Raw genomic sequence first — 23,082 nt, 5'->3', positions numbered from 1 at the left:
CTAGTAGTATTTATAAAGTAAATATAAAGTAAATCTTTTTTATCACTTTAAAAGCTCTTATAACATCTTTCCGAAAAACTATAATTTTCTTGAAAAATGTATAAGTCTATGCTATACTACTAGTAGACTTATTTATGGAGAAAATACATGAAACGCGAGATTTTACTGGAACGAATCGACAAACTAAAACAAATCATGCCCTGGTATGTTTTGGAATACTACCAATCTAAGCTTGCCGTTCCCTACAGTTTTACCACCTTGTACGAATACCTCAAGGAATACGATCGATTTTTCAGCTGGGTTTTGGAGTCTGGTATATCAAACGCCGATAAAATGTCTGATATTCCTTTATCTGTCTTGGAAAATATGTCTAAGAAAGACGTGGAAGCTTTTATCCTTTATCTACGTGAACGTCCTTTGCTGAACGCCAATACAACCAAGCAAGGTGTTTCTCAGACGACAATCAACCGCACCTTGTCAGCCCTTTCTAGTCTTTACAAGTATTTGACCGAGGAGGTTGAAAACGACCAGGGCGAACCTTATTTCTATCGAAATGTAATGAAGAAAGTTTCAACCAAGAAAAAGAAAGAAACGCTTGCTGCTAGAGCTGAAAACATCAAGCAAAAACTTTTTCTAGGTGATGAAACAGAAGGTTTTCTGACTTATATCGACCAGGAGTACCCACAACAGCTCTCAAATCGTGCTCTATCATCGTTCAATAAAAATAAGGAACGTGATTTAGCCATTATTGCTCTTCTCTTAGCGTCAGGTGTTCGCTTATCTGAAGCTGTTAATCTGGATCTAAGAGATCTCAATCTCAAGATGATGGTTATTGATGTCACTCGAAAAGGTGGTAAACGTGACTCGGTCAATGTCGCAGCCTTTGCTAAGCCTTATCTAGAGAATTATCTAGCCATTCGAAGTCAACGCTATAAGACGGAAAAGACGGATACAGCCCTCTTTTTAACACTCTATAGAGGTGTTCCCAATCGTATCGATGCTTCCAGCGTGGAAAAGATGGTTGCTAAGTACTCTGAGGACTTCAAAGTCCGCGTAACTCCCCACAAACTCCGCCATACCCTAGCAACTAGGCTCTATGATGCAACTAAATCGCAAGTTTTGGTTAGCCACCAGCTAGGACACGCCAGTACGCAAGTCACTGACCTCTATACTCATATCGTCAATGATGAACAAAAGAATGCTCTGGACAGTTTATAAATTACATAAAATAAATTATGTAATAAATTAGAAAGGGATTCAATAAACTATTAATTTTATTTGATCATATCAAATAAAATTGCTAACAGAGTAAACAGCTTTAAAGAATATGAAATAAAATTTATGTAGCCACTAGCTTGCCTTTCTTTGTAGTATCCTGGATATGCAAATCACTTATAATTGGTATTCATCTTAAAATAAGAGGATCCCACAAAAATAAATCAAATTGAGCACCTATAAAAACATACTGCCTGCGATGGCCAATATTTTAGCAGAAAATAAAATTCCTTTAAAAACAATCATGGACAGGGTTGGTCATTCTGATTCTGAGGTCACCACTTCCATCTACACACACGTTACAAAAAACATGAAAGATGAAGCAATCAATGTACTGGACAAAGTAATGAAAAATATTTTTTAAAAAGTTATGCCCCTTTTATGCCCCCTGAACACAAAAATAGCCCTTCGGATTTTATCCGAAGGGCTAGAAACGTTGTTAAATCAACGATTATTTTTTAAGGTTGTAGAATGATTTCAATCCACGGTATTCAGCTACTTCACCAAGTTGGTCTTCAATGCGAAGCAATTGGTTATATTTAGCGATACGGTCTGTACGTGAAAGTGAACCAGTTTTGATTTGTCCTGCGTTTGTTGCAACTGCGATGTCAGCGATTGTTGAATCTTCAGTTTCACCTGAACGGTGTGATACAACGGCAGTGTAACCAGCTTCTTTAGCCATTTCGATAGCATCAAATGTTTCAGTAAGAGTACCGATTTGGTTAACTTTGATAAGGATTGAGTTAGCAGCTCCTTCAGCAATACCTTTTTCAAGGTAAGCAGTGTTTGTTACGAAGAAGTCGTCACCAACCAATTGAACTTTACCACCAAGACGTTCAGTAAGAGCTTTCCATCCATCCCAGTCGTTTTCGTCCATACCATCTTCGATAGTGATGATTGGGTATTTGTTAACCAATTCTTCAAGGTAGTCGATTTGTTCTGCAGATGTACGAACAGCAGCGCCTTCACCTTCAAATTTAGTGTAGTCGTAAACTTTACGTTCTTTATCGTAGAATTCTGATGACGCACAGTCAAATCCGATAAATACGTCTTTACCTGGAACATATCCAGCAGCTTCAATCGCAGCAAGGATAGTTTCAACACCGTCTTCAGTTCCTTCGAAACGAGGAGCGAATCCACCTTCGTCACCTACGGCAGTTTCCAAACCACGTGATTTAAGGATTTTCTTAAGAGCGTGGAAGATTTCAGCACCGTAACGAAGAGCTTCTTTAAATGTTGGTGCACCAACTGGCAAGATCATGAACTCTTGGAAAGCGATTGGAGCGTCAGAGTGAGAACCACCGTTGATGATGTTCATCATTGGAGTTGGAAGAACTTTAGTGTTGAATCCACCAAGGTAGCTGTAAAGTGGGATTTCAAGGTAGTCAGCAGCAGCACGAGCTACAGCGATAGACACACCAAGGATTGCGTTTGCACCCAATTTACCTTTGTTAGGAGTACCGTCAAGTGCGATCATAGCACGGTCGATAGCTTGTTGGTCACGTACATCGTAACCGATGATAGCTTCAGCAATGATGTTGTTTACATTGTCAACAGCTTTTTGTGTACCAAGACCACCGTAACGAGATTTGTCACCGTCGCGAAGTTCAACTGCTTCGTGTTCACCAGTAGAAGCTCCTGATGGAACCATACCACGTCCGAAAGCACCTGATTCAGTGTAAACTTCTACTTCAAGTGTTGGGTTACCGCGTGAGTCTAGGACTTCGCGAGCGTAAACATCAGTAATAATTGACATTTTTTACTCTCCTTATGAGTTAAATTTTTTACACCTCTATAATACCTTAAAAACCCTCCTTTTTCAAGAAAAAACGTTATCTTTGTGTAAATTTTCCTTAACTTTATTAAGCAACCGCTTTCTTTTATATGTTTTCTTTTTATTTTTATGATATACTATTTTCATGACAGATTTATCAAAACAATTACTTGAAAAAGCTCATGGTGGGCCAAAATTAAATCCGGATGAGCAAAGACGCTATCTTGGTACCTTTGAGGAAAGAGTTCTTGGATATGCAGATATTGACACAGCAAATAGCCCTCAGTTAGAAAAAGGCTTTTTATCTATTTTAGAAAACCTTCAGGAAAAGTCTGAGCCACTATTTGTGAAGATTTCACCAACTATCGAATTTGACAAGCAAGTTTTCTATTTGAAGGAAGCTAAAGAAACCGATAGTCAAGCTACCATTGTATCTGAAGAGCATACTTCTTCTCCTTTTGGCCTGATTATTCACACCAATGCACCAGTTCAAGTAGAAGAAAAGGATCTTCGACTTGCTTTTCCAGAACTTTGGGAAGGTAAAAAGGAAGAACCTGCCAAAACATCCATTTGGAAAAAATGGTTTGGCTAAATCTTAGGCATATTTAATAAATTTCCAATATTGGTAGCCGTATGCTCTAAATAGATACTGGCATTTTTCAAACTATCTTCTAAAGGTTCACTTTTCTCCAAAATAGAAAAGGCAGCTTGGATATTTTCAAATGGTAGGGAAGGTAAATCTTCAGCGAGACTACCGCAAATAGCAATAACAGGAACTCCGACAGGGGTTCTTTTTGCTACACCAATTGGTGCTTTCCCTGCTAAACTTTGACGATCTAGTCTTCCTTCCCCAACAATAACCAAGTCAGCATCAGAAACTTTCTTATCAAAGTCAATCAAGTCTAGGCAGGTGTCAATCCCAGATACGATACTTGCATGAGCAAAGGCACACAAACCACCAGCAATACCTCCACCAGCACCTGCTCCTTTAATTTCCAATGTTGCAGGTGAAACTTTTTCATAAAAATTTTGTATCGTCTGATCTACGGCCTTAAACATAGTAGGATCTAGGCCTTTTTGTTTTCCAAAAATGTAGGTCGCACCTTGATGACCACATAAGGGACTCACGACATCTGCTAAAATACGAATTTGAACATCTTCAGGAATTTCATAGCAATCTTCTGTTGAAACAGAAGCTAATTTTAGCAAGGATTGACCGCATGCAGGCAAGACATTTCCATTCCTATCATAAAATTGATAACCTAAAGCAGCAGCAATCCCCAGTCCTCCATCATTACTGGCCGTACCACCAACGCCAATATAAATTTCTTTAATCCCTTGAGCAATGAGGTGGCAAATCAATTCTCCAATACCACAAGTTTGGATTTGCAGTGGATTTCGTTCCTCCGGCGGAATTTTTCCAAGGCCGACCAAGTCAGCTACTTCAAATAGGGCTAATTCCCCTTTTTGAGAATAGCGGATGGCTTCTTCTTGACCAAAAGGTCCTGTCACTTGAATCCTTTTTTCTTCCATGTCAAGAGAATGTCGGATAGCATCTACAGTACCTTCTCCCCCATCACCAACAGGGCAGAGGAGACAGTCTACATCTGCTAGCGATTGTTGGAACCCTCTCTTAATAGCTTCAGCAACCTGCTCTGCAGTCAAGCTTTCCTTAAACGAATCTGGTGCAATTACAATCTTCATATTTTCCCTCATTCTAAAAAGTCAATCAAAGGAAGAATTTCTAACAAATCCCTCTTGTCAACATGATGTGGTATTTCTTTTTTCAGAACTTCTTTGGCACAAAAAGCGACTCCTATTCCCGCTGACTTTAGCATCAATAGATCATTGGCCCCATCACCGATTGCAACTGTTCTTTCTTTAGAGAGTTTGAGTTCCTTTCTCCATTTTTCCAGAGTTGCTTGTTTGACTTCAGGGCTTATAGTTGCTCCAACTAATTCCCCTGTTAGAAAACCGTCTTTGACTTCAAGTTTGTTGGCAGAAAAATAGGTAATGCCAAGGGATTTGGCTAATCTCTCAACTATTGGACTAAATCCACCGGACACCAGACCTACTAGTATGCCATTCTTTTGGAGAATAAAAACGAATTTCTGAGCATTTGGCGATAGATGAATAGAGTTGAAGACTTTCTCAAAGACCGAAACAGGAAGACCTGCCAATAAGGATACTCTTTTTCTTAAACTGCTTTCAAAGTCTAACTCTCCTCGCATTGTCCGACTTGTAATCTGCGAAATTTCCTCCTCACGACCTGCCTCTCTTCCCAACAAATCAATCACTTCTTCTAGGATTAAGGTTCCATCAACATCCATAACACACAAGCCTTTTACTTGAGACATCAGTTCTCCTCTCTAAATAGCCCAAAAATCGTATGAAGTCATCATACGATTTTATCTATTAGTTAACTAAACTATGGTACAAGTCAAGGTATGATTTGCAGGCTGTATCCCATGAGAAATCACACTCCATAGCTTGTTTTTGTAGGTTTCTCCAAACGTCAGGATGGTTTCTATACAAGTCCAATGCTGTTTGGAAAGTCCAATTTAACCAATAAGGAGATAGATTGTCAAAGCTAAAGCCTGTACCGCTTCCTTCTATTGGATTAAAAGCTTGAACAGTATCTCGCAAACCACCAACTTCATGAACCAATGGCAAGGTTCCGTACCGCATCGCCATCATTTGAGACAAGCCACATGGTTCAAAACGACTCGGCATGAGGAAGAGGTCACAAGCAGCATAGATTTCTTGAGCTAGTTTGACATCAAAAGTGATATTTGCTGATAGCTTGTCAGGATAAATCTGAGCAAACCATGAGAAAGCTCCTTCAAAGGCTGGATCTCCAGTTCCCAAAAGCACAATCTGAACATCATTTTGCAAGATATGGTGAAGACTTTCCACCACGACATCAAAACCTTTTTGACGTGTCAAACGAGAAACAATTCCCACCAGTGGAACGTCAGCTCTAACTGGCAAGCCAACTCTTTCTTGCAATTTTGCCTTGTTCTGGGCTTTACCAGACAAATCTTCCTGATTGAAATGATAGTCTAAAAGAGTATCCGTCTGAGGATTATACAGGTCAGCATCAATCCCGTTCACGATACCAGATACCTTGCCAGATTCCATTCGAAGAATCTGATCCAAGTTACATCCGAACTGACTGGTCATAATTTCATGAGCATAACTAGGCGAAACTGTTGAAACACGGTCAGCATAGAGGATACCAGCCTTCATCCAGTTCAGACAGTTGTTCCAGCGAAGGGTGCCATCAGCGTAACGTTCAAAGCCAACTCCAAACAAGTCACCCAACATTCCTTCTGAAAATTGTCCTTGGAATTCCAAATTATGAATGGTTAAAACAGTTTTAATGCCTTGATAGGCTTGAATCCAACGGTATTTTTCCTTTAACAAGAAAGGAATCATAGCTGTATGGTAGTCATGAACATGGAGAAGGTCAGGAATGAAGTCAATTCTTTCCATAGCATCAATGGCAGCCAGTTGGAAAAAGGCAAAGCGTTCTCCGTCGTCAAAATCACCATAAACATGACCACGGAAGAAATAATATTGATTGTCAATAAAGTAGAAAGTTACACCGTTTAAGACGGTTTTCTTAATCCCACAGTACTGTCTGCGCCAACCGACGCTCACCTCAAAATGAAGAACATCTTCAATCTGATTTCCAAATTTAGCCTCTACCATGTCATAGTAGGGTAAAATCACTGCAACTTCGTGCCCAGCTTTTACCAGTGATTTGGGAAGAGCGCCAATGACGTCTCCCAAACCACCTGTTTTTGAAAAGGGAGCACCCTCTGCTGCTACAAATAAAATTTTCATGAATGAATATCCTCTGTTACTTTAGCACCTTTCTTAACGACGACTGGATGCTCTGCAGTTCCACGGATTACAACGCCAGGCTCAACTTCAACACCCTTGTCCAAGATAGCATATTCTACCTGAGCTCCTTCTCCAATAACAACACGAGGGAAGAGCAGGCTATCTTTAACCAGGCTATCATTGTGTACATGAATATTACGTGATAGAACAGAATTTGCCACATGACCTTCAATGATACTACCAGACGCAAACTGAGAAGTACTTACCTTAGATGTATTAGCATAATAAGTTGGCTCTTCGTTTTTAACCTTTGTATAAATCTTTTGGTTTGGAGTAAAGAGAGAGTAAAATTTTTGAGATTCAAGCATATCTTTGTTAGCTTGGTAATAAGACTCTACAGAGTGAATATTTGCCAGATAACCTGTGTACTCGTAGGCAAAAGCCCCTTCTTTTGCAGCCAAATCCCGTAAAACATAGCGTAACTTCTCTGGATGTTCTTTCTTAGCTTCTTCTTCTAAGCGTTCAATCAACCACGGTGTATCAACGACAAAGATATCTGTGGACATATTATAGACTTCATCTGATGATTTACTATCAAAGAGTTTATGAGAACGAACATGGTCTGTTTCATCCACTTCCAAGATTGCATTGACTTCTGAAATATCTTTCTTAGGAAGTTTCTTATAAACTACAGTGATAGGTCCCTTTGTTGTAGTGTGTAGATGGAAAACTTGGTTCAAATCGATATTAATCAAAACATCACAGTTTAGTGAAACTGTTTGGTTTGAGCCAGAACGTTTCAAATAAGTAAGAAGCTGTTGGTAGTATTCTTTTCCAACTGTACTACTTTCCACACGGGTACTGTAAATACCTAGATAATAGTGACTTAGAAGAGTTGACAAGCCCCACTCACGTCCTGAACGAATATGGTCAAAGACTGAGCTAATATTGTCTTGTTGGAAAATACCAAAAATACTACGAACACCAGCGTTAGCAAGACTTGATAGCGGGAAGTCAATCAAGCGATATTTACCACCAAATGGCAAACTAGCTACTGGACGGTGGTCTGTCAGTGTTGACATATCATGAAAACCAACTGTGTTTCCTAAAATGGCAGAATATTTATCAATCTTCATCTGTTGCTACCCCCACTACTTCATCATATCCTACAACTTGTACTTCTTCTGTTCCATCAATTTCGACGCCATCAGAAATAACTGCACCTTCACCAATAATGGCACGTTTAATTTTAGCTCCCTGACCAACAATTGCACCACTCATAATAACTGAATCTACTACTTCTGCCCCTTCGCGAACTTGTGCTCCTGTTGAAAGGATAGAATGTTTAACAGTTCCATCAACGAAGCATCCATCTACAACTAAGGAGTCTTCCACATGAGCGTTGGCCCCAAGGAAGTTTGGTGGTGAAATCAAGTTTCTTGAGTAAATCTTCCATTGACGGTTACGACTATCCAAGGAATTTTCTGGAGAAATGTACTCCATGTTCGCTTCCCAAAGCGACTCAATCGTACCAACGTCTTTCCAGTAACCATTAAATTCATAAGCATAGACACTTTCACCAGACTCAAGGTAATTTGGAATGACATTCTTACCAAAGTCTGACATATCGACATTACTCTTTTCAGCAGCAACTAGCATATTGCGAAGGCGTTGCCAATCAAAGATGTAAATCCCCATAGATGCTTTGGTAGATTTAGGTTGGGCTGGTTTCTCTTCAAATTCTACAATACGATTGTTAGCATCTGTGTTCATGATACCAAAACGGCTTGCTTCTTTCAGAGGAACATCAAGAACTGCTACTGTCAAACTAGCATTATTATCCTTGTGAGACTGGAGCATATCATCATAGTCCATTTTGTAGATGTGGTCCCCAGATAGAATCAAAACATACTCAGGATTAACACTGTCGATATAGTCGATATTTTGGTAAATAGCGTGACTAGTCCCTTCAAACCAACGATTTCCTTCACTTGCTGAATAAGGTTGAAGAATAGAGACACCAGAATTGATACCGTCTAATCCCCAACTTGAACCATTCCCAATATGATTGTTAAGAGCAAGTGGTTGATACTGTGTGATTACTCCAACATTGTGAATGCCTGAGTTGGCACAGTTTGAGAGAGCAAAGTCAATGATACGGTAGCGCCCACCAAATTGCACAGCTGGTTTTGCGATGCTTTGAGTGAGTTTACCGAGACGAGTTCCTTGCCCACCAGCAAGAATCAAAGCTAACATTTCATTCTTCATTTTCTACTCCTTTTTTGTTTTTACTTGTGACAATTTTAGTAGGTTTCAAGCGACGCTTGATTTTCCATACACTTGCTCCCATAGCCGGTAGGGTAAAGGTCAAGGTCTGCTCATAATCTTTCCATAGTCCTTCTTGCGTTTGAACAGTTTGATTATGTTCTTTCCAAACGCCTCCCCACTCTTCTAACTCAGTATTCCAAACTTCTTCGTAAATCCCTGCAACAGGAAGTCCAATTGTAAAATCTTTTCGTTCAACAGGTGCCATATTAAAGACACAAACTAACATATCATCCTTTTTACCCTTACGGATAAAGGAAAGAACACTCTGGTCTTGATTATCCGCATCGATGATTTCAATCCCATCATAGCTGGTATCGATTTCCCACAGACAGCGATGGGCTTTGTAAAACTGGTTTAACTGAGAAGTGAAATACTTCATCTTAGCATTCATTGGGTCTTCTAGATTAGACCATTCTAGCTGTTCTTCAGATTTCCATTCTAGAAATTGTCCATATTCACTACCCATGAAGAGCAATTTCTTACCTGGGTGACAAATTTGGTAAGTGTAGAGATTACGCAAACCTGCGAATTGATTATAACGATCTCCCCACATCTTGTGCATCATACTCTTCTTGCCATGAACCACTTCATCGTGCGAGAATGGTAGGAGATAATTCTCCTTGAAGACATACATAAAGCTGAAAGTCACCAGGTTAAAGTCGTATTTACGATAGATCGGATCTTCTTCGTAGAATCGGAGGATATCATTCATCCAGCCCATATTCCACTTATAATCAAATCCTAGACCATCTGAATCCTTGGTGTCAGTAATCTGAGTAGCTGATGAACTTTCCTCAGCTATCATCATAACGTCTGGATGATATTGTTTAATCACATCATTCAGGCGTTGAAGGAAATAATAACCTTCATAGTTGAGATTACCACCATCTTTATTAGGTGTCCATGGAGCATCATCGTAGTCAAGATAGAGCATGTTGCTAACCGCATCCACTCGAATACCGTCCAAATGGTAAAAGTCAATCCAAAACTTGATACTAGAAATCAAGAAGGACTGAACTTCATTTTTTCCAAGGTCAAAATTGAGAGCACCCCAACCGTAGTTATGAGCCTTATGATGGTCTTGGTATTCAAAAGTCGGAGTCCCATCATAATAAGCCAAGGCATCATCATTAATGGTGAAGTGACCAGGCACCCAGTCCACAATAACCCCAATATTGTTTAAGTGACATTCCTCAACAAAATCTTGAAACTCTTCAGGGCGACCATAGGCATGCTCTAAAGCAAAGTAACCCATAAGCTGATAGCCCCAACTCAAACCTAGTGGGTGAGACATCAAAGGCATAAACTCAATATGAGTATAGTTCATCTCAACCAAGTAAGGAATGAGTTCATCTTTCAATTGAGCAAAACTATAAGGGCTACCATCAGGATTTCTCCTCCAAGAACCAGCATGAACCTCGTAAATATTGACAGGACGTTCTTCAAAACTCAAGCGTTTTCTACGGGCTAGCCAGAGACCATCCTTCCATTTCTTTTCTGGAATATCTGTTAAAATAGCACCAGTCCCAGGTCGTGCCTCATACCGTACAGCCAAAGGGTCAATCTTCATCAGCTGATGACCATTTGCACGTGTGATATGATACTTATAAATTTGGCCTTCTTGAGCAAGACTGGTGAAAACTTCCCAAACACCAAATTCATTTCGTTCCATTGGAATTTGATTCTCTACCCAATTGGTGAAATCTCCTACCAAATAAACTGCTTGAGCATTGGGTGCCCACACACGAAAAGTATAGCCATACTCTCCATTTTTTTCTTCCCTATGTGCTCCCAGATAATGCTGGAGGTGAAAATTTTCACCTGCTATAAAGGTTTCTAAAGCTTTTTTCTTATTCATACACCCTCCTATTTCTGTAAGCGTTTTCTATAGATTTATTATACTACCTTTTTAGGGAAGATTCAAGTAAATTACGGAATTTGCTAAAAATTCTTTTGAAAGTCTTCAACAAATTCACTGATGTGTTCAGTTGTAAATCAAGAAAATTTTCAGAAATGCTTTGAAAACGAATTGTTTTTTAACAATATTATCATAAAGTTCGCCATTTTACTAATAAAAGTAGTGTTTTCAGCTAAAAAAACAAATCAGAAAACGAATTTCCTGATTTGTTTTTTCAAATATTTATAAAAGAAATACCAAAAGACGAACTAACATCTATAGTACTTTAAAAATGCTAACACTGACACCACCAACTTTGTTTTCCTCATCAGAAGGACTATTGGTCACCAAGAGTTCTAGATTTCCTGCATTTTCAAACTGGAACGCATCTCCTTTTGCATTAAAGACAATCAATAGGTGTTCTTCTCCATGAATCTCATAGACAATCCAACCACTATGCTCATTTGCTGAATGAACAAAGACATGATGGTAAATCTCATCATAAGTAGGGTAAGAAAAGGCACTGGTTTCTGTCTTCAAGCGAATAATTTGACGAATAAACTCAATACTGTCTTGACGATCATTGATCAAATCCCAGTTGACTTGATTCACACTGTCAGGAGCGTTATAGCTATTCATAGCACGCTCTCTATCATCATGGGTCAACTCACCATTTTCACCAGTCGCAACCAATTTGGTACGACCAAATTCTTGACCGATTTCCATAAAGGCCATCCCTTGCATGAGTAGGTTCATAGCTGTGGCTGTTTCGACTTTACGCATGATTTGCTCGGAACTTTGGTCTGGATGAAGGGTCGCCAACAAATCGTGAAGATTGTAATTGTCATGGGCCTCTACATAGTTAAGCACCTGATTTGGATGTATATAGGTTCCTAATTCACGACTGCCTAGGATCGCTTTGGCTAGAATTGGCTCTGTAGCAGCACCACTAACAAAACCTGACTTGATAGCACCATAAACTTCTCCACCTTTAACAGCATCACGCTGATTGTCATTAAAGAAACCGATGTTTGGCATCTGGTAGGCATTGTCCTTCTTAGCCTTATCATAAGGGGCAAGACCAGTACCCATGTCCCAACCTTCTCCATAGAGGATAATGTTAGGGTCGACTTCATCCAGGCTCTGACGAATCATTTGCATAGTCTTGACATCATGAATCCCCATCAAGTCAAAACGGAAGCCGTCAATATTGTATTCCTGTACCCAGTATAAGAGGGAATCAATCATATACTTGCGGAACATTTCGTGTTCGCTGGCTGTTTCATTTCCAACACCTGTTCCATTCTGGAAGGTGCCATCTGGATTCATACGATAATAGTAATCAGGGACAGTTGTTTGGAAAGGTGCATCAACTACTGAGAAGGTATGGTTATAGACCACATCCATAATGACACCAATGCCCGCATCATGATAAGCTTGAACCATGGCCTTCAAATCACGAATGACCTGAGCTGGATCATCTGGATTGGTTGAAAGGCTCGTTTCTGGTGCATTATAGTTTTGTGGGTCATAACCCCAGTTGTAGGTTACATTTCCATCCTCATCGTATTCTTTGTGACGGTCTGCAATTGGTTGCAACTGAACATAATTATAGCCTATCTTCTTGATGTAATCAAAAGCAGTTGACTGGCCATACTGGTTAACCGTTCCAGTCTGAGCAGCACCTAAGAAAGTTCCTCGAAGATGTTCATCCACACCTGAGGTCGGTGATTTGGTCAAATCACGAATGTGCATTTCACAGATAACTGCCTTACATGGATTTTCCAAGCGCCAAGTAGCCTCAGAACCGTGCTTGACCTCGAAGTTTGCAACTTGCTTTTCTGCAGGACTCAGGATAGCTGAACGTTTGCCATCAGGACTGGTTGCGATGGTATAAGGATCGCGTGTCACTGTTTGGTGGTGAGGGAATTGGACCTGATACTGATAAGCCTTACCAGTCAAATCTTCCTCAACATCCAAACTCCAGACACCAATAGTATTGTCCTTATGATTATAAGAGTAGCTATTGCCTCTCTCCATCACAAAAGTCTTCCAAACAGGAGCATCATTAGTAGCTGATTCATAAACAACAACCTGCACTTCTGTCGCTGTAGGAGCCCAAAGGGCAAAACGAGCCTGATTGTCCTCTACACGGCACCCCAATTCCCCTTGGTAGCCCCAATGATGGTCAAAACTGGCACTGTTAATGGCCTTGTCAAAGGCAAAAGGATTTTGATTCTTATAGAAAGGACTGGCAATAGCAGGATTTTCAGAGTAATAAATTCTGTCATCACCTTCCAAAATCCAGACCTCTGTTAAAAGGGGATAGTGATTAAAACGGATAGCATATTCTTTACTGCTTTGACCTGTATGAACCACAAAATTCAAGCTTTCTAAGGCATGGGAACTTGGGTGTTCAAAACTAAATAAGGCGCCAAAATAATCTTCTTTGTAGGTCAGCAAATCAATCCGTTGATCCTGACTTTTTACAAAAGAGCAAGTGTCGTATTCTCCATTCTTGCGATGGTAATGAATGCGAATAGGGTAATTAAACATTTTTTATTTTTCCTTTTTACTTCTTAATTTGTTTCTATTTCACTAATAAATTCTTGATCGATTTTGTCCCGATTAACAAACATAGTCAAATTATCCAAACTCTGTTTTTAAACGATCATTACAGACTTTCTAGCCAAGCTTCATCTCGAACCTCAATACCAAGTTCTTGTGCTTTTTGAAGTTTGCTTCCAGCATCTGCTCCTGCCACAACGAGGTCGGTCTTTTTAGAAACACTGCCTGTTACTTTTGCACCCAGACTTTCGAGTTTGCTTTTAGCTTCTGAGCGCTTGAGCCGTTCCAATTTTCCAGTCAATACAACGGTCAAACCTGACAAAGCCGCATTTGCCACTACAGTCTGACCTTTATAGTCCAGATTGACCCCAGCTTCTTTCAATTCTCTGAGGAGAATTTCAGAGCCTTCTGTCGCAAAATAAGTTTGAAGACTTTTGGCAATCACACCACCCAGACTTTCAATACTAGCCACTTCCTCTGGATCTGCCTGAGCCAGATTTTCGATTGAATGAAAATGTTGAAGTAAGAGCTGACTGGCCTTGCTTCCGACATGACGAATTCCCAAACCAAACAAGAGTTTTTCGGCAGAATTTTCCTTAGATGCTTGAATGGCTTGATACAGTTTAGAAGCAGACTTTTCCTTGACCCCCTCTAAAAGGAGGAAATCTTCTTCTTTCAAACGGTAAATATCTGCCACATCCTTGACTAGATCTGTAGCAAAAAGCTTCTCAACAATAGATGGGCCAAGTCCTGTAATATTCATGGCATCTCTAGAGGCAAAGTGGATCAAACCTTCCATGATTTGAGCAGGGCAACGCGGATTGATACAACGGAGGGCCACTTCATCTTCAAAGTGCAACAAGTCAGAGTCACAACTTGGACAGTTTGTAGGGATATCCAGTTTCTCTTCAGAAATTCGTTTGGACTCTACCACACGTAAAACGGCAGGGATAATATCTCCAGCCTTATAAACGATAACCGTATCATCTTTGCGGATATCTTTTTCAGCAATATAATCCACATTGTGTAGAGTCGCACGGCTAACAGTTGTTCCAGCTAGTTGAACAGGGGTTAGATTTGCAGTTGGGGTTACAACACCCGTACGGCCAACTGTCCAATCAACTGATAAGAGTTGAGCTTCTTTTTCTTCAGCTGGGAACTTATAGGCCACTGCCCACTTTGGAGCCTTAACGGTAAAGCCTAGTTCTTCTTGACCTGCTAGGTCATTGACCTTGATTACAACTCCATCGATATCATAAGGCAGGTTTTCCCGTTCTTGTCCTACTTCTTGGATAAAATTCCAGATTTCATCTATGTTTTCAGCCAAAATTCGCTTATGATTGACTACAAAACCAAGTTGTTCAAGGTGCTTCAAAACCTTTTCTTGGCTGTCTCGAGTTGAAGGGCTGGCTTCTTGATAGAGAAAAGTCGCAAGATTGCGCTTGGCTACTACTGCTGTATCCAACTGTCGCAGGGTGCCTGCTGCCGCATTACGAGGATTAGCAAATTCAGGCTCTCCATTTTCTTGGCGAGCTTGGTTAACCTGGTCAAAAGAAGCGCGTGGCATATAACATTCCCCACGAACCGTGATATCTAGTTCTTCTGGCAAGGTCAAAGGAATGTCCTTAACACGCTTAAGATTTTCTGTGATATTTTCCCCAATAGAACCATCACCACGTGTTGCCCCAGCAACCAAAATCCCCTTTTCATAAGTAAGAGAGATAGATAAGCCATCAATTTTCAACTCACAAATATAGGTTGGATGGGCCACTTCCTTACGAACACGCACATCAAAAGCTTCAAGCTCCTCACGTGAAAAAGCATCCTGCAAACTATAAAGAGGATACTGATGACTGTATTTTTCAAAACCATCTAAAACCTTGCCACCAACACAATGGGTCGGACTATCTGCTAATACTTGATCTGGATAGGCAGCCTCCAACTCGACCAACTCACGGTAAAGGCGATCATACTCACTGTCTGAAACCGAGGGATTGTCACTCGTATAGTACTCAGTCGCATAGCGATTGAGCAAGGCGACTAACTCATTCATTCTTTTATTCATAAGACCATTTTACCATAAACTAAGCCCTCCTCACAAACGAGAAGGGCGGAAAAAATACTTAGATTGGAATTATTTTTAAAACTCAAACAGACTTATAGCTCTTTTTTGAAATGAGTTCGAACATAGCCTAGAGCTAAGAAGGATAAGGCGACAACTCCTAGTCCAATAATTAAGAAAGAATAAAGATGGACACTTGGAAGCCAGGTCATTAAACCTGTTGCAATAGGCATAAATAGTATAGCTAAGGTATAAATCGAACTGAGAACTCTTCCCAGATATTCACCTTCAACCTTGGTTTGTACTTGAGTAAAAAAGTGAATATTGAAAATCGTCATAAATAATTCACAAATGAAATTACCTGAAAAAGTAAGATAGGATGGGAGGGGAAATCCCATTATCATCACCCCAAGTCCAGTCAGAGCCAACAAAAACAGAAGCATTTCCATACTGGCTTTAATCTTACTAGCTAGCAAAGCCCCAACAATAGATCCGATAGCACCCATTGTTAAAATAGTGGCATAGGCACCTTGTACTCCATAGAGCTGATTTGAAAAGGGAAGGAGATAATTAAAAGCTGCGAAGAAAAAATTGACGCTTGAAGCCATGACTAACAAAAAGAATATTTCCTTTTGCTTCACAATATAGTGAACCCCCTCCTTGATATCAGAAAAAATAATTTTGAATGTAAGTTTCTTCTCCCCCAAAGTCTTCTCTTCTTTCTTTGGAAGCAGGACTACCAAACCAAAAGCAAGAAAAAAACTAAGGCCATCTAATACCAAGGTAATGCGAAGACTCGCAAATTGTAAGACCAGAAAAGAAAGCACAGGAGAACTCACACTGACAACCTGCATCACCAACTCCAAACGAGAATTGTAGAGGACCAGTTCATCCTTCTCTACCAATTCTGTGATAATAGCCTTATTTGCTGGTCTAGAAAAGGCGAAAGCAATAGCCTGAACAATATTGGCAAAAATCAAAGCTCCAATCATCCAGCTGTCATTCCTTATGAAAGAAATAGCCAGACAAAGAATCCCACAAACAAGGTCTGTCACCATTAAAATCCTACGACGAGAAAAACGGTCTGAAATGACTCCGCCAAAGGGATTTACGAGAATAGATGTGACGAGTTCAGAAATCTGATACATTCCTAAAACTGTCTGTCCGATAGTTCCCATGGAAGCCAACCAGACACTATTTCCATAATCATAGAGCATATTCCCTATCTTGTTTACAGCTCCACGGCTAATCAACTGTACGGCATAGCGATTCATATAAAAACTCCTCTCAAATTTTGAAACTATTGTATCAAAACCGAAAGGGGCTTTTTTCTTTTTCCCTTATTTGGGAAAATTAATCTTTGACAAATTTTTCGTAGTGTTCTTGATAGTAGGCTACTTGCTCTGGAAGACCTAGCACGTCAAAAATATGCATGGCCTCTTGCATTTGGCTACAACCTTCTTTACACTGCCCTTTTTGATAGAAGGCAAAACCTTTTAGGTAATGTAAAATATTTCGCTCATAAAGACTAATGTTTTTACCAATAATCTTCTCTGTATAAGTCTCAAAATAACTTGCATTATCAAAAGAAAGATGCTCTAAACAATGCTGGTAACAATTGAGGGCTAAAATCAACACTAATCTCTTATGGCGACCAATCTCTTGGTAAAATTCCTCCCTCTCCATAACTTCTCTACCAATCCGAGTGACATAGTCCACATCGTAGAAACTATAGAGGTTCCCGAAAAGAATCAATTCATACATGGTCCATTCTTCTGTTTTGAAGAGATAATCTGCTACCTTATCCAAATCATCCTGCTTCATCTCATAAGTCGTATCTCTTTGACAAATCAGACCTTGCAACAAAATCCAGTTCAGCTCAAAATAAAGGGGATTCGTCGAACTCTTAGCCTTTTCAAGTTGTTCTCTTTGAAGCTTTTGAAAACCTGCAATATCATTTGAGTAGTAAAGCGGAATAATTTGTCCCATCATGGCAACATGTTCATGATTGTGAAAATTTCTTGCCTTGTCCATGAAATTTTCGATTGTTACATGAATGTTATCCAAAAGCTCAAAGAAACGTGAGACTGCTAGGTCAGACTCCCCAAGCTCAAAGCGGGATAACTGGGAAGTTGAACAGGACTCCCCTGCCGCCTCCTTTAAAGAATAATTTCCACTTGTTCGAAATTCACGAAATACTTTTCCCAGATGTTTCATCTTTACACCTGCTCTGATAATTCTTCCCATTCAAGCATCGCTTCTTCCTGACGATGGCTGATTTTGTCCAGCTCAACCTGCAATTCCATCAGTTTTTCGGCATCGTTTGTTTCCAACATTTGTCCCGAAATGGCTTGACTTTGACTTTCTAACTCTTCGATTTCAGCTTCTAGACTTTCGATTTGTCGCATGAGCTTGCGAACTTCTTTTTGACTTTCTTTCTGGGCTTGATAATCATTGACTGGGCTCGGTTCTTTTACTTGATTGCTAGTTAAAGCTTCCTCTGTCAGACTGACTTCCATTTCAGCCTTTTTATCAACATAGTAGTCATAATCTCCCAAGTAGAGAGTCGAGCCATTCTCAGACAATTCTAGAACATGAGTTGCCACACGATTGATAAAGTAACGGTCATGGCTGACGAATAGAAGAGTTCCATCAAAGTCAATCAAGGCATTTTCCAACACTTCCTTGCTATCAATATCTAAGTGGTTGGTTGGCTCATCCAGAATCAAGAAGTTGTTGTTTTCCATAGACAATTTAGCCAAAAGTAAACGCGCTTTCTCGCCCCCAGACAGCATGCCAACTGATTTTTTAACATCATCTCCTGAGAAAAGGAAGGCACCTAGACGATTACGGATTTCAACTTCTGGTGTCAGTTTAAAATCATTCCAGAGTTCATCCAGCACCGTATTACTTGGTGTTAGCTTGCTTTGGGTTTGATCATAGTAACCAACTTCAACATTAGCCCCAAAGCACTTTTCACCCTTGATAAACGGAATCTGATCCACGATTGATTTGATAAAGGTTGACTTGCCAATACCATTTGGACCAACGATGGCGACAGCATTCATCTTACGAAGGTCTAGGCTGATAGGCTCTGACAATACTTCCCCATCATAACCAATAGCCGCATTTTCAACAGTCAAGACAATATTACCAGACGTTTTCTCAGACTGGAAGGTCATGTTGGCTGCTTTCTTACCAGCTTGCGGCTTGTCCAAACGCTCCATTTTTTCCAGTTGTTTTCGGCGAGATTGGGCACGTTTGGTCGTTGAAGCTCGGACTAGATTGCGGTTGACAAAGTCTTCCAGAGCTGCGATTTCCTTCTGTTGCTTTTCATAGTTTTTTGCCTCAGTAGCTAGCTTTTGCTCCTTCAACTCAACAAAACGAGAGTAATTGCCCACATAGCGATCCAAGGAATGCTTGGTCAAATCCAGCGTAATCGTCGCAACCTTATCCAAGAAATAACGGTCGTGGCTGACAATAATAAGGGCACCGCTATAGTTTACCAAGTAATTCTCTAGCCAGGCAATCGTTTCAATATCCAAGTGGTTGGTTGGCTCGTCCAAGACCAAGAAATTGGGCTTTTCAAGGAGCATTTTGGCTAGAGCCAAGCGAGTGTTTTGACCACCAGAAAGCTCGGCAATTTTCATCTGCCACATAGATTCGTCAAACTTAAATCCATTTAAAATTGCTCGAATATCAGCTTCATAGGTAAAGCCACCTGCTTGGCGGAAATTCTCAGATAAGCGATCGTAATCTGACATCAGTTTATCCAAATCTTCACCAGACTTTTCACCCATCTCCAACTCCATCTGACGAAGTTGTTGCTCTGTCCGACGTAGATCATCAAAGACATGAAGCATCTCATCGTAGATGGTATTTTCAGACTCAAAACGACTATCTTGGGCTAGGTAAGACAGAGAAATATCTTTTTTCTTATTGATTTCTCCACTAGTTGGCTCCTCTTCTCCAACTAAAATCTTCAAAAGAGTAGACTTCCCTGCACCATTTTTCCCAACAAGAGCAATCCGATCTCGTTCATCAACCTGCAGATTAATATTATCGAAAAGAACCTCTCCTGCAAAAGAACGTTCAATTTTATTAGCTTGTAAAATAATCATAAGAGTAGTATAGCATGTTTCCCTAAGGCATTCAAGACTTGATAAACCGGCATATGTCACTACTTTTCTGAAAATTATGCTGCCGTTTTACTAAAACGCTAAAAAGTGCTATAATGTGAACGGTTAAAACAATTTACAAAAAGGAGAATGTTAATGTCTTACCAAGAAAATTACCAGAAATGGGTTGATTTTGCGGAGCTTCCTGACTATCTTCGTCAAGATTTGGAAAATATGGATGAAAAAACAAAGGAAGATGCCTTCTATACAAATCTTGAATTTGGTACTGCAGGTATGCGTGGCTTGATTGGTGCTGGTACAAACCGCATCAACATCTACGTTGTTCGCCAAGCTACTGAAGGATTGGCTCGTTTGATTGAGTCAAAAGGTGGAAACGAAAAAGAACGTGGTGTCGCAATTGCCTACGATAGCCGTCACTTCTCACCAGAGTTTGCCTTTGAATCTGCGGCAGTTCTTGCTAAACACGGCATCAAATCTTATGTATTTGAAAGCCTTCGTCCAACTCCAGAACTATCATTTGCAGTTCGTCACCTCAACTGTTTCGCAGGTATCATGGTTACAGCCAGCCACAACCCTGCACCATTTAACGGTTACAAGGTTTACGGTGAAGACGGTGGACAAATGCCTCCACACGACGCGGACGCTTTGACTACTTATATCCGTGCAATCGAAAACCCATTTGCAGTTGAAGTTGCTGATGTGGAAGCTGAAAAAGCTTCTGGCTTGATTGAAGTTATCGGCGAAGCTGTCGATGTGGAGTACCTCAAAGAAGTCAAGGACGTTAACATCAACCCAGCCTTGATTGAAGAATTTGGTAAAGACATGAAGATTGTCTACACACCACTTCATGGTACTGGTGAAATGTTAGCTCGTCGTGCCCTTGCCCAAGCAGGATTTGACTCTGTTCAAGTCGTTGAAGCGCAAGCAACTGCCGACCCAGACTTCTCAACTGTAAAATCTCCAAACCCAGAAAGCCAAGCAGCCTTTGCTCTTGCTGAAGAACTTGGTCGTCAAGTTGGTGCAGATGTTCTTGTGGCAACTGACCCTGACGCTGACCGTGTTGGTGTTGAAGTTCTTCAAAAAGATGGTAGCTACCTTAACCTATCAGGTAACCAAATCGGTGCTATCATGGCTAAATACATCTTGGAAGCCCACAAAAACGCTGGAACTCTTCCTGAAAATGCGGCTCTCTGCAAATCTATCGTATCAACTGACTTGGTAACGAAGATTGCTGAAAGCTACGGGGCAACCATGTTCAACGTCTTGACTGGTTTCAAATTTATCGCTGAAAAAATCCAAGAATTCGAAGAAAAACACAATCACACTTACATGATGGGATTTGAAGAAAGCTTCGGTTACTTGATTAAACCATTCGTACGTGATAAAGACGCTATCCAAGCCGTTCTTGTCGTTGCTGAACTTGCTACCTACTACCGTTCACGTGGTTTGACTCTTGCTGACGGTATCGAAGAAATCTACAAAGAGTACGGTTACTATGCAGAAAAAACTATCTCTGTTACTCTTTCAGGTGTCGATGGTGCTGAACAAATCAAAGCAATCATGGCTAAATTCCGTAACAATGCTCCAAAAGAATGGAACGCAACAGCTATCACTGTCGTAGAAGACTTCAAAGCTCAAACTGCTACTGCTGCTGACGGCACTGTTACAAACTTGACAACTCCTCCAAGTGATGTGTTGAAATACACACTTGCTGACGGTTCATGGATTGCCGTTCGCCCTTCAGGGACAGAACCAAAAATCAAGTTCTACATTGCAGTTGTAGGTGAAAGCAACGAAGAATCACAAGCTAAGATTGCTAACATCGAGGCAGAAATCAATGCTTTTGTAAAATAAAGTCCTATAAAAGATGAGACCAAATAATCTCATCTTTTTTTCGTATCAAATCTAAGCAATTTTAGAAACTTTATGGCATACTAGACTTATCAATGAAAGCGAGGTAATCTCATGGAACAATTTTTAGATAATATCAAAGACCTTGAAGTCACTACAGTTGCGCGTGCGCAAGAAGCTCTTGATAAAAAAGAAACTGCAACCTTCTTTATCGGTCGCAAAACTTGCCCTTACTGCCGTAAATTTGCTGGTACCTTGGCAGGTGTCGTAGCTGAAACTAAAGCTCACATCTACTTCATCAATAGTGAAGAACCAAGCCAACTCAATGAGTTGCAAGCATTTCGCTCACGTTACGGAATCCCAACTGTACCAGGATTTGTTCACATTGCGGATGGACAAATCAACGTCCGTTGTGACTCTTCAATGTCAGCTCAAGAAATCAAAGATTTTGCTGGATTGTAAAAGATATAAAAAAGAAGGTTGGACAAAAACCCACTTCTAACTATCAAAAAACGAGTATTTCCGTAGTTGGAGATACTCGTTTTCTTATGTGACTTTCAGTCCGTCTCGCTCCGTTAGGTGCGAGACAAAAAAACCACCCGCTATGCAGGTACGCGTCGAAGGTTGTACCCAAAAAACTCCAAACGCGATACAATAAAGCTCTTCAAGGCAATTGTAAAGCGAAAGAGTCAAAAATATGGCACAAAAGGCTCATAGTTTATCACACACAAAGTGGCACTGTTCTATCACATTATGCTCAACCCTAAGTATAGACGAAAAGTCATCTATAATCAATATAGAAGTAGTTTAGGCGAAATATTTCATCGCTTGTGTAGTTATAAAGGAGTTGAAATTATCGAGGGTCACTTAATGCCAGACCATGTGCATATGTTAGTAAGTATTCCACCAAGGATAAGTGTTTCGAGTTTCATGGGTTATTTAAAAGGAAAAAGTGCGCTCATGATGTTTGATAAACACGCCAATCTCAAGTACAAGTTTGTGAATCGGCATTTCTGGGCGGAAGGTTATTATATGAGTACGGTGGGACTCAATGAAGCTACAATTAAGAAAAATATTCAATATTAAAGAAATTATCCAGTGGATGATTTCTTCACGAGTATGACAATTTGAGAACGAGTAAAGCATGATATAGCACTAGATAAATTAAGTGTAAAAGAATATGAGGATCCCTTTAGGGATAGTAGTAAGTAATACTAAAACCTCTTTGAGAGGCAAGTGACGAGTCAAGAGCAATCAGGCTTGAACAACGTGAAATAGGCTGGGCAAAAAGTCTCTAAAATCAAAAAACGCATAATATTAAGTGTGTACTGATCCCAAA

General features: G+C 40.2%; 16 protein-coding genes and 2 pseudogenes. 6 read left to right on the top strand and 12 right to left on the bottom strand.

What is annotated here, in order from left to right:
- Window positions 1-147 precede the first annotated feature (147 nt).
- Window positions 148-1,218: a tyrosine recombinase XerS gene (gene xerS / locus HT734_RS06125; protein ID WP_173278389.1), complete on the top strand. Its 1,071-nt coding sequence runs from the start codon at window positions 148-150 to the stop codon at window positions 1,216-1,218.
- A 262-nt stretch (window positions 1,219-1,480) separates the two neighbouring features.
- Window positions 1,481-1,639: pseudogene (locus HT734_RS06120) on the top strand (integrase); the annotation flags it as partial.
- Between the two features lie 87 nt (window positions 1,640-1,726).
- On the opposite strand, the gene eno reads toward HT734_RS06120, so the two are convergent.
- Window positions 1,727-3,031, bottom strand: coding sequence for a surface-displayed alpha-enolase (gene eno / locus HT734_RS06115; protein WP_173278388.1), 1,305 nt, complete (start codon window positions 3,029-3,031; stop codon window positions 1,727-1,729).
- A gap of 163 nt (window positions 3,032-3,194) precedes the next feature.
- Here eno and HT734_RS06110 point away from each other — a divergent pair, with 163 nt between their 5' ends.
- On the top strand, window positions 3,195-3,641 hold the full coding sequence (locus tag HT734_RS06110; protein WP_033680226.1) for a DUF1694 domain-containing protein: 447 nt from the start codon (window positions 3,195-3,197) through the stop codon (window positions 3,639-3,641).
- On the opposite strand, the gene HT734_RS06105 is transcribed toward HT734_RS06110, so the two are convergent.
- The 11 genes from HT734_RS06105 to HT734_RS06055 all read right to left on the bottom strand — a co-directional run bounded on the left by HT734_RS06105 (window position 3,638) and on the right by HT734_RS06055 (window position 19,874).
- Window positions 3,638-4,753 (bottom strand): glycerate kinase, encoded by a 1,116-nt coding sequence (locus tag HT734_RS06105; RefSeq protein ID WP_173278387.1) that lies wholly within the window; start codon window positions 4,751-4,753, stop codon window positions 3,638-3,640. The genes HT734_RS06110 and HT734_RS06105 overlap by 4 nt on opposite strands.
- Before the next feature lie 8 nt (window positions 4,754-4,761).
- Window positions 4,762-5,406 (bottom strand): phosphoserine phosphatase SerB, encoded by a 645-nt coding sequence (gene serB / locus HT734_RS06100; protein WP_173278386.1) that lies wholly within the window; start codon window positions 5,404-5,406, stop codon window positions 4,762-4,764.
- Between the two features lie 58 nt (window positions 5,407-5,464).
- On the bottom strand, window positions 5,465-6,898 hold the full coding sequence (gene glgA, locus HT734_RS06095; protein ID WP_173278385.1) for a glycogen synthase GlgA: 1,434 nt from the start codon (window positions 6,896-6,898) through the stop codon (window positions 5,465-5,467).
- A complete protein-coding gene (gene glgD, locus HT734_RS06090; protein ID WP_173278384.1) occupies window positions 6,895-8,034 on the bottom strand; it encodes a glucose-1-phosphate adenylyltransferase subunit GlgD in 1,140 nt (379 codons plus the stop codon). The genes glgA and glgD overlap by 4 nt, the downstream gene beginning before the upstream one ends.
- Entirely contained in the window at window positions 8,024-9,166 is a 1,143-nt protein-coding gene (locus HT734_RS06085) for a glucose-1-phosphate adenylyltransferase (protein ID WP_173278383.1), read from the bottom strand. Before HT734_RS06085 ends, glgD begins: the two co-directional genes overlap by 11 nt.
- Window positions 9,156-11,084: a 1,4-alpha-glucan branching protein GlgB gene (glgB, locus tag HT734_RS06080; protein ID WP_173278382.1), complete on the bottom strand. Its 1,929-nt coding sequence runs from the start codon at window positions 11,082-11,084 to the stop codon at window positions 9,156-9,158. Before glgB ends, HT734_RS06085 begins: the two co-directional genes overlap by 11 nt.
- 315 nt (window positions 11,085-11,399) lie before the next feature.
- Window positions 11,400-13,679 carry a type I pullulanase gene (gene pulA / locus HT734_RS06075; protein ID WP_173278381.1) on the bottom strand — a complete coding sequence of 760 codons (2,280 nt, stop codon included), beginning with the start codon at window positions 13,677-13,679 and terminating at the stop codon, window positions 11,400-11,402.
- Window positions 13,680-13,797: 118 nt separating this feature from the next.
- Window positions 13,798-15,756, bottom strand: coding sequence for an NAD-dependent DNA ligase LigA (gene ligA / locus HT734_RS06070; protein WP_173278380.1), 1,959 nt, complete (start codon window positions 15,754-15,756; stop codon window positions 13,798-13,800).
- Window positions 15,757-15,848: 92 nt separating this feature from the next.
- Complete coding sequence (locus HT734_RS06065) at window positions 15,849-17,027, bottom strand: MFS transporter (RefSeq protein ID WP_173278379.1); 1,179 nt, start codon at window positions 17,025-17,027, stop codon at window positions 15,849-15,851.
- A 79-nt stretch (window positions 17,028-17,106) separates the two neighbouring features.
- The gene (locus HT734_RS06060; protein WP_033680316.1) at window positions 17,107-17,970 is read right to left on the bottom strand and encodes an XRE/MutR family transcriptional regulator; all 864 of its coding nucleotides are present in this window, start codon (window positions 17,968-17,970) and stop codon (window positions 17,107-17,109) included.
- A gap of 2 nt (window positions 17,971-17,972) precedes the next feature.
- Complete coding sequence (locus tag HT734_RS06055; protein WP_173278378.1) at window positions 17,973-19,874, bottom strand: ABC-F family ATP-binding cassette domain-containing protein; 1,902 nt, start codon at window positions 19,872-19,874, stop codon at window positions 17,973-17,975.
- A gap of 153 nt (window positions 19,875-20,027) precedes the next feature.
- Here HT734_RS06055 and HT734_RS06050 point away from each other — a divergent pair, with 153 nt between their 5' ends.
- The 3 genes and pseudogenes from HT734_RS06050 (at window position 20,028) to tnpA (ending at window position 22,955) form a co-directional block, all read left to right on the top strand.
- Window positions 20,028-21,746: a phospho-sugar mutase gene (locus HT734_RS06050; RefSeq protein WP_173278376.1), complete on the top strand. Its 1,719-nt coding sequence runs from the start codon at window positions 20,028-20,030 to the stop codon at window positions 21,744-21,746.
- A 111-nt stretch (window positions 21,747-21,857) separates the two neighbouring features.
- Entirely contained in the window at window positions 21,858-22,205 is a 348-nt protein-coding gene (locus tag HT734_RS06045; RefSeq protein WP_000434635.1) for a thioredoxin, read from the top strand.
- 235 nt (window positions 22,206-22,440) lie between these two features.
- Window positions 22,441-22,955: pseudogene (gene tnpA, locus HT734_RS06040) on the top strand (IS200/IS605 family transposase).
- The last annotated feature ends 127 nt before the right edge of the window (window positions 22,956-23,082 follow it).

Origin of the sequence: Streptococcus sp. k-90 (genome assembly GCF_013277565.1) — a bacterium.
GTDB lineage: Bacteria > Bacillota > Bacilli > Lactobacillales > Streptococcaceae > Streptococcus.
Note: the sequence above shows the minus strand (reverse complement) of the source record. Positions and strands in the feature narration are given on the sequence as shown.